This is a genomic window from Pantoea sp. CTOTU46764 (assembly GCF_031974595.1).
Classification (GTDB): domain Bacteria; phylum Pseudomonadota; class Gammaproteobacteria; order Enterobacterales; family Enterobacteriaceae; genus Pantoea; species Pantoea trifolii.
On sequence record NZ_DALYOQ010000037.1, the window covers coordinates 1 to 12088 of the forward strand.

Annotated in this window: 14 protein-coding genes, 1 tRNA gene and 1 pseudogene; 7 read left to right on the forward strand and 9 right to left on the reverse strand. The window is 53.1% G+C overall.

The genetic code is table 11. The features are described from left to right. A pseudogene (locus RTM06_RS13430) lies at positions 1 to 332 on the forward strand (chemoreceptor); the annotation flags it as partial. Positions 333 to 373: 41 nt separating this feature from the next. On the opposite strand, the gene RTM06_RS13435 reads toward RTM06_RS13430, so the two are convergent. Next, positions 374 to 622 (reverse strand): hypothetical protein, encoded by a 249-nt coding sequence (locus tag RTM06_RS13435; RefSeq protein WP_256696759.1) that lies wholly within the window; start codon positions 620 to 622, stop codon positions 374 to 376. Between the two features lie 76 nt (positions 623 to 698). Beyond that, positions 699 to 1397, reverse strand: a complete 699-nt coding sequence (locus tag RTM06_RS13440) for a phosphohydrolase (protein WP_312182769.1) — start codon at positions 1395 to 1397, stop codon at positions 699 to 701. Positions 1398 to 1966: 569 nt separating this feature from the next. Here RTM06_RS13440 and RTM06_RS13445 point away from each other — a divergent pair. The 6 genes from RTM06_RS13445 to RTM06_RS13470 all read left to right on the forward strand — a co-directional run bounded on the left by RTM06_RS13445 (position 1967) and on the right by RTM06_RS13470 (position 5726). Then, on the forward strand, positions 1967 to 2641 hold the full coding sequence (locus RTM06_RS13445; protein ID WP_008105447.1) for a hypothetical protein: 675 nt from the start codon (positions 1967 to 1969) through the stop codon (positions 2639 to 2641). Positions 2642 to 2843: 202 nt separating this feature from the next. Further along, the gene (gene mtfA / locus RTM06_RS13450; RefSeq protein ID WP_265297526.1) at positions 2844 to 3620 is read left to right on the forward strand and encodes a DgsA anti-repressor MtfA; all 777 of its coding nucleotides are present in this window, start codon (positions 2844 to 2846) and stop codon (positions 3618 to 3620) included. Between the two features lie 103 nt (positions 3621 to 3723). After that, positions 3724 to 3799, forward strand: a tRNA-Asn gene (locus RTM06_RS13455). A gap of 282 nt (positions 3800 to 4081) precedes the next feature. After that, entirely contained in the window at positions 4082 to 4414 is a 333-nt protein-coding gene (locus RTM06_RS13460) for an XRE family transcriptional regulator (protein WP_256696762.1), read from the forward strand. Continuing rightward, the gene (locus RTM06_RS13465) at positions 4399 to 4710 is read left to right on the forward strand and encodes a HipA N-terminal domain-containing protein (RefSeq protein WP_256696763.1); all 312 of its coding nucleotides are present in this window, start codon (positions 4399 to 4401) and stop codon (positions 4708 to 4710) included. Before RTM06_RS13460 ends, RTM06_RS13465 begins: the two co-directional genes overlap by 16 nt. After that, complete coding sequence (locus RTM06_RS13470) at positions 4707 to 5726, forward strand: HipA domain-containing protein (protein WP_312182774.1); 1020 nt, start codon at positions 4707 to 4709, stop codon at positions 5724 to 5726. Before RTM06_RS13465 ends, RTM06_RS13470 begins: the two co-directional genes overlap by 4 nt. 117 nt (positions 5727 to 5843) lie before the next feature. Here the strand turns inward: RTM06_RS13470 and RTM06_RS13475 are convergent, their stop codons facing one another. The 7 genes from RTM06_RS13475 to RTM06_RS13505 all read right to left on the reverse strand — a co-directional run. Next, on the reverse strand, positions 5844 to 6011 hold the full coding sequence (locus RTM06_RS13475; protein ID WP_167391193.1) for a hypothetical protein: 168 nt from the start codon (positions 6009 to 6011) through the stop codon (positions 5844 to 5846). A 136-nt stretch (positions 6012 to 6147) separates the two neighbouring features. Then, positions 6148 to 7560: an EmmdR/YeeO family multidrug/toxin efflux MATE transporter gene (locus RTM06_RS13480; protein ID WP_154157375.1), complete on the reverse strand. Its 1413-nt coding sequence runs from the start codon at positions 7558 to 7560 to the stop codon at positions 6148 to 6150. A gap of 120 nt (positions 7561 to 7680) precedes the next feature. Beyond that, positions 7681 to 8430 (reverse strand): ABC transporter ATP-binding protein, encoded by a 750-nt coding sequence (locus RTM06_RS13485; protein WP_256696767.1) that lies wholly within the window; start codon positions 8428 to 8430, stop codon positions 7681 to 7683. Next, positions 8423 to 9298 carry an ABC transporter ATP-binding protein gene (locus tag RTM06_RS13490; RefSeq protein WP_256696768.1) on the reverse strand — a complete coding sequence of 292 codons (876 nt, stop codon included), beginning with the start codon at positions 9296 to 9298 and terminating at the stop codon, positions 8423 to 8425. Before RTM06_RS13490 ends, RTM06_RS13485 begins: the two co-directional genes overlap by 8 nt. After that, the gene (gene livM, locus RTM06_RS13495) at positions 9291 to 10571 is read right to left on the reverse strand and encodes a high-affinity branched-chain amino acid ABC transporter permease LivM (RefSeq protein ID WP_265297509.1); all 1281 of its coding nucleotides are present in this window, start codon (positions 10569 to 10571) and stop codon (positions 9291 to 9293) included. Before livM ends, RTM06_RS13490 begins: the two co-directional genes overlap by 8 nt. Positions 10572 to 10581: 10 nt before the next feature. Beyond that, positions 10582 to 11496, reverse strand: a complete 915-nt coding sequence (locus tag RTM06_RS13500; RefSeq protein ID WP_008105462.1) for an ABC transporter permease subunit — start codon at positions 11494 to 11496, stop codon at positions 10582 to 10584. Between the two features lie 82 nt (positions 11497 to 11578). Next, positions 11579 to 12088 (reverse strand): branched-chain amino acid ABC transporter substrate-binding protein (locus tag RTM06_RS13505; RefSeq protein ID WP_312182781.1); only part of this gene is annotated, 510 nt, incomplete at its 5' end.

A 12088-nucleotide genomic window follows, 5' to 3' on the forward strand; every position in this document is an offset into this window, starting at 1 on the left:
AGCAAAGCGGGGCTTCCACGCGCCAGATCGATGGCTTGATTCAGCATACGCAGCAGCATGTGCATGATGGCTTCGATAAGGTGAAAGCGCTGGAAGTGCTGTTCGCGCAGATCAGTGCTGCGGTGTCTGGCGTGGTGACGCAACTGAACGAGCTGCAGCAAAACAGTGCTGCGCAGAGCCATCGGGTGAAAAAGATTGCGCTGGAAGTGGTGGAGATGAGCAGACAGCTGCAGCAAAACGAAGCGCTGAACGCGCATCAGGTGCAATCGGCGGTGCAATTGCGCGCGTTATCTGACCGCTTGGCGCAGCGCGCGCAGCAGTTCCGTATTTAATCTGCAGGCATAAAAAAACCCGTCAATGACGGGTTTTTCGCTTATTTCTTCTTCTTACTTTTCTTCAGCAGCGCACGAATCTGCTTCAATTCCGCAGCGGAGAGCTGATCTTCCACTGCTTCCTGGGTATCCAGACTATCAATGGCCGGTTGCTCACCCGCATCTAAACTGGCCTGCAAGCGATTAACGATCTCCTGACTCATGGAGATTTGGTTATCTGCGGCTAACTGTTTGATGTGCTCTTTCAGTGCCGGGTCAATTTTAATGGTTAAGTTAACAGTCTCGGTCATTTTCATACTCCCTTTTGATTTACAACAACGTAGCGGAAGCAGCTAAAAGTTAACAGACTGTCATAAAAATTTAATATTACGAGTGTATAGGGCTAAAATCCCTTAACACCGATTCATCAACCGACGTCAGATTGCCCTGCAACTCGGCGCACAGTTTGCCCATGTAGTGCACGAGAAAATCGGCGTTATGTTCGGCCAGCAGGCGTCCGGCTTCGGTTTGCATGGTTTGCGGTAAACCCAGCAGCTTTTTCTGGAAGTGATCCAGCGTCCACTTCACGTCATCCAGTTCACGCTCTTTTCCTAACGGATCTTCGCTATCAAACAGCGGACGACCTAGCGCGCCCGCCGTGTAGAAAACCCGTGCCAGGCCGATAGCACCTAATGATTCGAGACGATCGGCGTCCTGCACAATTTTCGCTTCCAGCGTTTGCGGCGCGATACGCGCGCTAAAGCTGTGAGCCTGCACCGCGTGCGCGACGGCATCCAGCAGTTCAAATGGGAAGTCGAGGAAATCCTGCTGCAGAATGCGACGCGTCTCTTCCGCCGCATAGGTTGAGGCTAAATGACGTTCAGGATGGTTTTTCGGCAGGTTAACCACATCGTGAAAGTAGCAGGCGGTCATCACGACCATTGGATCGGCGTCGCTGTGCTGCATGATGCGCTTCGCACTCATCCAGACGCGGCGCAGGTGCGCGATATCGTGGGCTTTGTCGTCGTGCAGCCAATTGAGCTGCAGCCAGTTCTCGTAGCGTTGTTGCCAGTGAGTAAGTGACATCGTGCTTCTCCTGTTATTGCTGTTATCTAAGTTCCTGCGGACATCATAGCGGCCTGGTCATGACACTTTTTTTACATCCTTCCAGGATGTGCAAAGCGTAAAAATGAGATCCCGATCTTGTTATAGCGCTGTTAACGTCACTTGCACAGCAACCATGACGATTTCGGTATTTCCTTAGTGCGTTTTAGTTAAATAACTCTCTTCAATAGGTTTAATATATTCGCGTCATCAACAAATTTCGCTTAAGCGCTTAATTCCAGTTATCTATGCTGATAAATGGGGCTTCTTAGAGGCAGATCAACACGGCATAATCTGAAAAGGTTCCCATTCTGGCCTTTATAACGTACTGTATCTGGAAAATTTATGACTTCGGATCCTTGCGAAGTCCTTTTCAGCACACATTTTGCTTATGAACCATTTTTAAAATCTAAAATTGCCAGATTTGCCTGATACTAAGGCGACAAATTATTAAGCAAACTGATTCAAACCCATTATGCTAGCTCTCACATCTTCGGATGTTGGGGGATTCTTCGCAGTTTCCGGGTTTGTGACACAATAAGAGGTATGCAATGAAAGAACGGCCGATTCTTTTTTCCGAACAGCGGGTGCGCGCCCTGCTGGTTGGCCAGCAAACGCAGACCCGGCGCATTATGAAAACTCAAGCTTTCGGTCCGGGTCAGGATCACCATGAAGGTGTACACGCGTTTGATGTCAGTGCCAACCATCTGCACGGCTATAAATTGATGTCGATGACCGATGTCAGTTCGCACTGCCCATTTGGTCAGGCAGGCGATGGTTTGTGGGTCCGTGAAACCTGGCGCGGCCCGATTGTGCCGGAAAACTTACTGGCAGATTACGAACGCGATCCCCTGCCGTTCCGCAATGCGGCGTATTGCCAATACCGCGCGGACAGCAATGAGCTGGGGCAGCTGGATGAGAATTTGCAGAATGCCGAGCAGTTTGGCTGGCAGACCGCCATTCACATGCCGCGCTGGGCCAGCCGCATCGATCTGCAAATTACCTCGGTACGTGCCGAGAAGATTCAGGATATCAGTGAAGATGACATCATGGCGGAAGGCGTGCAGACCGATTCGCACTTCCTCAATAACTTCTTCACCATGAATATGAATTCTGAATCGCCGAAAGAAGCCTACCGTAAGGCGTGGCAGAAACAGTACGGCGCCACCAGCTGGGAAGTGAACCCGTGGGTTTGGGTGATCGCGTTTCAACGGGTTGAACGCTAAATAAATGCTGCAAAGCAGGCAAACGTAAGGTCGTCATTCATGACGACCTTTTTAATGTCCTCACCATGACTTTCCCGCTTTGCCACGCTAATCACAGACAAATCCTCGACTAACTGGTTGAATAGCTGGCTTTGATCACGCGCTGGTAATTCCTCCTTTGCCGCGCCAGGATACTGTTTTCGTCTGAAGAGTGAGTGACGCAATGTTCAAATGGCCGTGGCATGCGCAAATAGAGACTTCAGTACTGGCACTTCCCTGGCAGCAGGCGCTGGCGCAGCCGATCTTTTCACTGCTCGATCCTGATGAAAAAACCGCTCTGGTTACGCTGGCACAACGCTTCCTGCAGCAGAAAAAAATTTCGCCGCTGCAAGGCCTGCAGCTCGATGAACTGTTGCTGACACGTCTGGCGTTACTGTTCTGTTTGCCGGTCTTAAAGCTGGGTCTCGAATGGCTCGATGGCTTCCATGAAGTGCTGATCTATCCCGAGCCGTTCAACGTCGACGATCGCTGGGAAGATGGTAACGGTCTGGTACACCACGCGCCGGCAGTGCACGCCGGACAAAGCTGGACGCAAGGTCCAGTGGTGTTAAACGCATTGGATATTCAGGATTCACTCGATCTTTCCGGTTTTAACCTGGTGATCCACGAAGTAGCGCATAAACTCGATGCGCGCGGCAGCGGTTACACCAGCGGCATTCCGGTGATGGCGCTACGTGATGTCGCCAGCTGGGAGAAAGATTTGCAGCTGGCGATGGCAGAAATTGAAGCTGAAGTCGAATTAGTCGGTGAACAGGCGGCAACCATCGATCCCTACGCTGCCAGCGATGCGGCAGAGTGTTTCGCGGTGCTGTCAGAATATTTTTTCAGCGCACCGGATTTACTGGCTAACCGCTTCCCGGTGATGTATCGCCATCTGCAGCAGTTCTATCGTCAGGATCCACTGGCGCGATTGGCGATGCTAACAGCAGAACCTGCTTAAATCGCGATCGCTTTGTACTAATGCTAGCCAGTTGAATACAAATGTGTTTTAAGCTGTTGACACCTGCAAGGGGCGCCATTAATATTCGCCTCGTTCACACGATTCCTCTGTAGTTCAGTCGGTAGAACGGCGGACTGTTAATCCGTATGTCACTGGTTCGAGTCCAGTCAGAGGAGCCATATTTAGAGAAGCCCGCTTAGGAAACTAAGCGGGCTTTTTGCTTTTCTTATATTCTTTCCTGCCGTTCATTTCTGAAACTTTTGGCATAATTCTGCTTATCTGAGGGTAAAAGAATTACCAATCAACCAAAAAGTATCAAAAATGACACTTTGAATCCCTGGACTCCATTTTTTTAGTAGAAATTGCATGAAAAGGCGCTAAAGGTTCAAAAATGAACCTTTTAGTATTATATTCAGGCAATGTCTATGCATGCCGCTTAAAAAACCAGGAAAGTGTCATAAATGAACCTTGATGAAATTAGGTCTCTACTTAAAAGCCTCTCTCATGCAGACAAGCAGAAATTGCTCGATGAGTGGCCACTTGATGTTCAACCTTTCACTGAATTCGCAGCATCCGATAAGCCAATACTGAGCGCCCTTGAGCTTTCATTACTGCCACCCATACTGACCAATGAGTTGAAGCGGCAAAATATCACCTATGAAGAGATGGCGATGCAAATTGGCGTGTCTATCTCAACCTTCAAAAGAATGATCGCCAATCCCGCAGCCGCAAAGGCGATGAATCTTCATGCCTTACTTAAGGAACTCGGAGTAAAAGTATGGCTCGAAAAATAGAGGTGTGGCTCTATGACAAGTCTGTCGGTACCTTGACAGAGGAGGACGCCGGTTTCACTTTCTGTTACCGGCCCAATTATAGCGGTCGCGCGATTTCATTAAGTATGCCGGTAAGGCGAGAACCTTATTTTAATGAAGAGCTCCATCCTTTCTTCAAAGGGTTGGCACCAGAAGGTTGGTTGCGTAAACGATATTCTGAAATTCAAAAAATTGATGATAAAGATCTGTTTGGATTACTCATGCAGAACGGTAACGACTTGCTTGGTGCAGTAGTACTCAAGGAGATAACATCATGAATTCAGCATGCTGCCTGATAAATTTAGCTCAACTCAAGGAATCCGAGCTTGATACGAACTATTCCCTTAAAGGCATTAAACATCTGTTTGGTAGTGTAAACGTTGCCCTTAGTTTGCCCTTTACGCGAAGTCAGTTTATTCAGGAATTGCCTGAACGTCAGAAAGGCATGAGTATTTCCGGCTATCAACCGAAGCTTTCGCTGTGTCTGGAAGAGGGGGAACTGCAGGTTGTCAGTAATAACGGCACGTATATTCTTAAACCCTCACCTGAAGAGTACCCACATCTGGCGGAAAATGAGCATGCCACAATGTGCGTCATGCAACGTCTAAGATTTAACGTTCCTCCCTTTGGCTTAATCCCCTTTCAAGCAGAAAAAGGCCGACCAAATGAGTTGGCCTTTGTGATCAAAAGATATGATCGCTTAGAAGACCTAACGCGATTACATCAGGAGCAGTTGGATGGCGCGATGGGACTCGATGATAAATATGGCAAAATTAATAATAAAAAAGCCATCAGTTATGAGAGGGCTGCCAAATTTCTGAATAGCGCAGTCAGCAATAGTTTAAACAGTAAGCGCGACCTTTTTTTACGCATCGTCTATGCCTATGTGCTCGGGAATAATGATTTTCATCTGCGTAATATCGGGATCATACTTCCCGAAGCAGGACCCGCTTACCTGGCACCAGTGTATGATTTTATTAGCGTGGTGCCCTATCCCGCTGCATTCGGCGAGTACTTAGCGCTGCCTCTGCTTGAATGTGAAGAAAATGATGCCGGGAGCGCGCCAGGAATTGATTCAGGCTATGGGGAATATGTCGGTGCGGACTTTATCCTGCTTGCTCAGGGTATGGATATTCAACCCGCGCTGGCCCGCAAATGGTTGGTCGATGTGGTGAAGAGTCACTCGCTGATCATTGCTACCTACGCTGAAAGCCATATGCCTGAAGAACAGCGTAATCTCGTACTTGATTATGTCGCACGCAGAATGACGTTACTGGCCGTGACCGAACTGTAACGCGTCTTTCGCGCGTGATCACAGACATAAAAAAACCCGCTGGCCTAAGAGCGGGTCCTTTATTCATCAGCGCACAGTTCATTCCAGTAGCTGTAGCGGATCACATGGTGCAGGCGCTTATCTCTCATAGTAGCGATACACCGAAGGATGGAACTCAACGCCGTAAAGTTGGCTGATGGGAATCAGCAGGTCGATATGGTTGCTGAGATCGAATTCGCGCTCTTCTGCGGGTCCAGTCTCGCCATTGATCAGTTGGTTAAACCACTGCTGCAAGAGGTGTTTCATTGCCAGCTTCTCCACAAATGATTGAGGCTGACAGTAAACCGCATTCTCACATATAACCAAAACGATTAGTTGTGCGCTTCTTTGCCAAATATTGCATATATGCAGGGTCGCCATTAATGGCGACCTGCCCAATGCGTTATCCCCGACTCTTCGCCATCATCTTGCGGTAATTGTTCAGCCATTTACCGCTGGTGAGTCGCCACCAGAAGAATACGCCGCGCACCGTCCAGTCGAGGAACATCCCGAGCCACACGCCAATCACGCCCATTCCCAGCACAATCCCGAGGAAATAACCGGCCACCACACGTGCGCCCCACATGCTGAACATCGACACATACATGGTGTAACGTGCATCGCGCGCGCCTTTCAGGCTGGCGGGCAGCACCCAAGACGCAGTCCAGATCGGCATAAAGGCGGCATTGAGCCAAATCAGATGCTTGGTAACTGAGATGACTTCCGGATCGCGGCTGTAAAACTGCGCGAGCGTGCCGGCGAGCGGCACGGTAATCAACGCCAGCGAACACAATCCAATCATCGCCAGCCAGAACACGTGCTTGATTTGCCGTTCCGCCTGCATCACCTGATTCAGCCCCAGCCTACGCCCGGTAATAATGGTCGATGCCGATCCCAACGCGTTACCCGGCAGGTTAATCAGCGAAGCAATTGAGAAGGCGATAAAGTTACCGGCGATCTCATTGGTGCCCATGCCAGCGACAAAAATCTGCGTCAGCAATTTGCCGCCGTTAAACAGCACCGATTCAATACTGGCGGGCACGCCAATGCCCAACACTTCCATCAGAATGTTGCGGTCCCAGCGCCGGAAATAGCTGGCGATGGAGATCTTCAATGCTGGCGTAATACCGCGATACAGCACGTATATCGCCGCTGCCGCGCCGATATAGCGCGAGATGGTTAAACCCAATCCGGCACCGACAAAGCCCAGCCCTTCCCAACCCATACAGCCGTAAATCAGCACGCTACTGATCACGATGTTGAGAATGTTCATGCCGCCGTTGATCAGCATCGGGATTTTGGTATTACCCGCACCACGCAGCGCGCCACTGCCAATCAGCGCAATCGCCGCCGCAGGATAGCTCCACGCCGAGGTTTGCAGATAGCTCAGCGCCAGCTCTTTCACTTTGGGATCGGCGCTGCCGGCAATCACATCAATGATCAGATGCCCCCAAAACTCGATGGCGATCACCAGCACAAACGCCAGCGCGGTCATCAATCCCAGCGACTGTCGCGTCGCGGCTCGCGCTCGCTTGCCGTTGCGTTTTGCCAGGCTGAACGCCACCACCACCGTGGTGCCGAGATCGATGGCGGCAAAGAAGGAGATGATCACCATGTTAAAGCTATCGGCCAGACCGACGCCCGCCATCGCTTCTTTACCCAGCCAGCTCACCAGGAAGGTACTGAGGACGCCCATCAGCATCACGCACAGGTTTTCGATAAAGATGGGCACGGCTAATGGGGTGATTTCTCGCCAGAACAACGTACGGTAAGAGCGGCGTTTGGGATACCACGCCGTGTTTCTGACCGCCCGCATCACTGCTACGCCAGGATTTTGCAAGGGATTACCAAATCACTTTGGAGAGGAAGAAGAGTAATAATGATGATAGGCCACTGACAATTATGCAAAGTGTTTCCCCTCACCATTTAATCATTATTACAAACTTTTTGTCGCCACTACCGCAGGATCGGCTGCGCCCCCCAAATAGGCGCTGCGCACGTCATCATTGTTGAGCAGCTCGGCACCGCTGCCGCTCAGACGAATCTCGCCGTTCACCATCACATAGCCACGATCCGCCAGCTGCAATGCATGGCGGGCATTCTGCTCCACCAGAAACAGCGTCATGCCTTGCTGAGTCAACTCGCGCAGAATGCCAAAGATCTGCTTTACCACAATCGGCGCGAGGCCAAGGCTGGGTTCGTCGAGCAGCAACAACCTGGGTCGACTCATCAGCGCGCGGGCAATTGCCAGCATCTGCTGTTCGCCGCCGGAGAGCGTCATGGCGCGCTGCTTGCGCCGCTCCAGCAGGCGCGGAAACAGCTGATACATGCGATCTTTGTCCTCTTTGACAAACCGCTCGCCGATGGCGATGGTGCCCATTAGCAGGTTCTCTTCCACCGTCATATCAGGAAAGATGCGCCGCCCTTCCGGTGCCTGGGCAATGCCGCTAGCGGCGATGAAGTGGGTCGAGCGCTGGCTGATGGCTTCACCGCGCAACCGAATCTCGCCGCTGGCAATGCGCGGCTGACCAAAGATTGACATCAGCAGCGTGGATTTCCCCGCACCGTTAGCGCCGATCAGCGCCACGGTTTCGCCCTGATTTACCGTCAGCGATACCTGCTTTAGCGCCTGCAAAGGACCGTAAAACACATCGACCTGCTCAAAAGCCAGCATCGGTTCAGCCATGATCGCTCTCCTCTTCTGCGCCGAGATAGGCGGCAATCACTTTGGGATCGTGACGAATTTGCTGCGGCGTGCCTTGGGCAATCACATCGCCATGATCGAGCACTACGATGTGATCGGAAATGCGCATCACCATTGGCATGTCGTGTTCAATCAGCAACACGCTGATGCGATGGTCGGCGCGCAGACGATGCAAAATCGCGCTCAACGCTTCGGTTTCCACCGGATTCAGCCCAGCCGCCGGTTCATCCAGACAAATCAGTTCCGGCCGCGTACACATGGCGCGCGCGATCTCCAGCCGCCGTTGCTGACCGTAAGAGAGCGTACCGGCCAGGCGGTTGGCGCTGGCGACCAAGTCGACGTTCTCCAGCCAGTAGAAAGCGCGATCCAGCGCGCGATTCTCCGCTTCCTGGTAGCCGCGCGTGTTCAGCACGCCCGCCAGCAGCTGACGATTGACCTGCATATGCTGCGCCACTAGCAGGTTCTCAATCACCGACATTTCACGGAACAGCCGAATATTTTGGAACGTACGCGCCAACCCGGCGCGGTTCACCAGATGCGCGCCGCCAAACATTTTGTACCAGAGCCGCGAGCCGAGCCGGCTGGGATTGATCCAGTCGCCCGCATGGATTTTCTGCCCCAGCACCTGAATCACATCGGTGCTGCGCTGGTTGGCGTTGAGCACAATGCGCCCGCCGGTGGCGCGATAAAAACCGGTCAGGCAGTTGAACACCGTGGTTTTACCCGCGCCGTTGGGGCCAATCAGCGAGGTCACTGAACCGCGCTCCACCGCCAGGCTGACATCATTGAGCGCCTTAATGCCACCAAAGCGCATCATCAGATTGTTCACTTGCAGAATGGCATCACTCATGGCGCACTCCTTTTCGCAACGGCACGCCGACGCGTGCGGTGCGCACCAGCCCGCGCGGCCGCCAGATCATCATCAGCACCATTAACATGCCAAACAGCAGCACGCGGTATTCGGCAAAGCTGCGCAGTAGCTCCGGCGCTACCGTCAGCACAAACGCCGCCAGCACCACGCCAAGCGTCGATCCCATGCCGCCGAGCACCACAATGGCAAGAATCAGCGCCGACTCAAAAAAGGTGAACGAGGTAGGATTGACGAAGCCCTGATAGCTGGCGAAAAACACTCCAGCAATGCCCGCCGTTGACGCGCCCAGCATAAAGGCCGAAAGCTTAACCAGCACATGATTGAGCCCCATTGCGCGGCAGGCAATCTCATCTTCGCGCAGCGCTTCCCAGGCACGTCCAATCGGCATGCGCGTCAGGCGATGCTTGATCCACAGCACCAGCAACACCACCAGAACCAGCACCACGTAGATGAAGATAAACTTCATATTGGGGTTGTAAGTGACATGCAGAAACTCGTGATACGGCACGCCGCCATCGCGCGCGCGACGGGCAAACTCGAGGCCAAAGAAAGTCGGCGACGGCACGGAAACCCCGTTCGGACCGCCAGTGAAGGCTACCCAATTGGTCAGCACCAGACGAATGATTTCACCAAAGCCGAGCGTAACAATCGCCAGATAATCACCGTGCATACGCAGTACCGGGAACCCAAGCAGCGCACCGGCAAACGCCGCCAGCAGCGCCGCCAGCGGCAGCATGCTCCAGAAACCCAATCCGAGATATTGATAGCCGAGCGCCAGGCCGTACGCACCGATGGCATAAAAGGCGACGTAGCCGAGATCGAGTAATCCAGCGAGGCCAACCACAATATTCAAACCCAGTCCGAGCAGCACATAAATCAGGCCGAGAATCGCCACCGTCAGCAGGTATTTGCTGGAGAGGAAGGGAAAGACCAGCGCTACGACCAGCAGCAACGGCAATATCCAGCGCAAACGCGAACGATAGCCGGGTTCGCGCACGTAAACACCGTCATCGCTGCTGGCAAACTTGCGCATGATGCGCTGACCAAAAGGTGCGTGCAGAAACACGCTAAACAGTAAGCGCCCCGCCATCACCACCGCCACCAGCAGCGCCACGCGCTGGGGCGACAGCTTGAAGCTGTAACCGTCGAGCACCACGCCAACAATCGGACCAAACACCACCAGCGCCACCAATCCCGCCAGCAGCGTGTCGAACAGCGCCTGGCGCACAGGACTTTGCGTCATTGCATTCATCGGGGCTTCCTCACACTTTAGCGACCAGCGGCCGTCCCAGCAGTCCTTGCGGGCGGAAGATCAAAATCACCACCAGCAGCGAAAACGAGAACACATCTTTGTAATCAGAATTCACCATGCCAGCGAACTGCGCTTCCGCGACGCCCAGCAATAATCCTCCGAGCATCGCGCCCGGCAGTGAACCGATGCCGCCGAGCACCGCCGCAGTAAAGGCTTTGATGCCAATGATAAATCCGGCGTAAAAATCAAAGGTGCCGTAATTCATGGTCACCAGCACGCCAGCCAATCCCGCCATCGCCGCACCAATCACAAACACCAGCGAGATAACGCGATCGGTATTGATACCGAGGATTGAGGCCATACGCCGATCCTGCTGCACCGCGCGGCAAATACGCCCGAGTTTGGTGTACTGGATAATCCAGGTCAGCAGCGCCATGCCGCAAAATGCGGCGATCAGGATGAAGATTTTGGTCCAGGTGATCTGCACCACGCCGCCATCAAACTCCATGCGCAACACGCCGGTGAGCAGTGTAGGGATACCCTGTTGATTCGGTCCCTGACTGAGCTGCACATAGTTCTGCAGAATCAGCGACATCCCGATCGCTGAAATCAGCGGTGCGAGGCGCGTCGAGTTGCGCAGCGGCCGATAAGCGATACGCTCAATCGCCCAGCCGTAAGCCGAAGTGACAATGATGGTGAAGATTAAGGTGCCGAAAATCAGCAGCGGGAAGGAGTGAATGCCGAAAAAGCTGAGTAGCGATAAGCCAATGGCACACAGATAGGCGGAGATCATATACACCTCGCCGTGGGCGAAATTGATCATGCCGATGATGCCGTAAACCATGGTGTAACCGATGGCGATCAGACCATACACGGCACCGAGTGTTAAGCCGTTGATCAGCTGCTGTAAGAAGAAGGCGTCCATAATGTCGTCTCGTACTCAATGGGAGCGCACACCTCGCGCTCAATCGCGAATGGCCCCGCACTGCGCGGGGCCGCGTGGCACATTACAGCTGGTGATATTTGCCTTTGTCGTCCCATTGGTACACGACGTAATCCGACACTTTGAGATCGCCTTTGCTGTCCCAGGCTTTTTTGCCCATCACGGTATCGACGCTGTTGGCTTTCAGCCAGTCGCTAGCCTTGGCGTTGTCTTTGCCTGCCGCTTTGTAAGCAGCCGCCAGCGTTTGCACGGAGGCGTAGGCATACAAGGTGTAACCTTCTGGCTCAAATCCGCTGGCGCGGAATTTCTCGATCACCGCTTTGCCATCGGCGATGGTGCGCGGATCGTTGCCGAAGGTCATGTAGACGCCTTTGGTGTATTGCGGGCCGCCTGCTGCCGTCACCATCTCTTCAGTCACGATGCAATCACCGGAGAAGAAGGCGGCATTAACGCCCTGCTCTCGCATCTGGCGTACCAGCGGACCGGCCTCCGGATGACAGCCACCGAAATAGACCACGTCCGGTTTCAGCGCGCCGATCTTGGTTACCAGCGCATTGAAATCTTTCTCACCGCG

Excerpts from the sequence above, each read along its gene's own strand:
- RTM06_RS13460 (WP_256696762.1), top strand. The coding sequence starts at position 4,082 with ATGAACCTTGATGAAATTAGGTCTCTACTTAAAAGCCTCTCTCATGCA.
- mtfA (WP_265297526.1), top strand. The coding sequence starts at position 2,844 with ATGTTCAAATGGCCGTGGCATGCGCAAATAGAGACTTCAGTACTGGCA.
- RTM06_RS13470 (WP_312182774.1), top strand. The coding sequence starts at position 4,707 with ATGAATTCAGCATGCTGCCTGATAAATTTAGCTCAACTCAAGGAATCC.
- RTM06_RS13435 (WP_256696759.1), bottom strand. The coding sequence starts at position 622 with ATGACCGAGACTGTTAACTTAACCATTAAAATTGACCCGGCACTGAAA.
- RTM06_RS13445 (WP_008105447.1), top strand. The coding sequence starts at position 1,967 with ATGAAAGAACGGCCGATTCTTTTTTCCGAACAGCGGGTGCGCGCCCTG.
- RTM06_RS13475 (WP_167391193.1), bottom strand. The coding sequence starts at position 6,011 with ATGAAACACCTCTTGCAGCAGTGGTTTAACCAACTGATCAATGGCGAG.
- RTM06_RS13500 (WP_008105462.1), bottom strand. The coding sequence starts at position 11,496 with ATGGACGCCTTCTTCTTACAGCAGCTGATCAACGGCTTAACACTCGGT.
- RTM06_RS13485 (WP_256696767.1), bottom strand. The coding sequence starts at position 8,430 with ATGGCTGAACCGATGCTGGCTTTTGAGCAGGTCGATGTGTTTTACGGT.
- RTM06_RS13480 (WP_154157375.1), bottom strand. The coding sequence starts at position 7,560 with ATGCGGGCGGTCAGAAACACGGCGTGGTATCCCAAACGCCGCTCTTAC.
- RTM06_RS13465 (WP_256696763.1), top strand. The coding sequence starts at position 4,399 with ATGGCTCGAAAAATAGAGGTGTGGCTCTATGACAAGTCTGTCGGTACC.
- RTM06_RS13490 (WP_256696768.1), bottom strand. The coding sequence starts at position 9,298 with ATGAGTGATGCCATTCTGCAAGTGAACAATCTGATGATGCGCTTTGGT.
- RTM06_RS13440 (WP_312182769.1), bottom strand. The coding sequence starts at position 1,397 with ATGTCACTTACTCACTGGCAACAACGCTACGAGAACTGGCTGCAGCTC.
- livM (WP_265297509.1), bottom strand. The coding sequence starts at position 10,571 with ATGAATGCAATGACGCAAAGTCCTGTGCGCCAGGCGCTGTTCGACACG.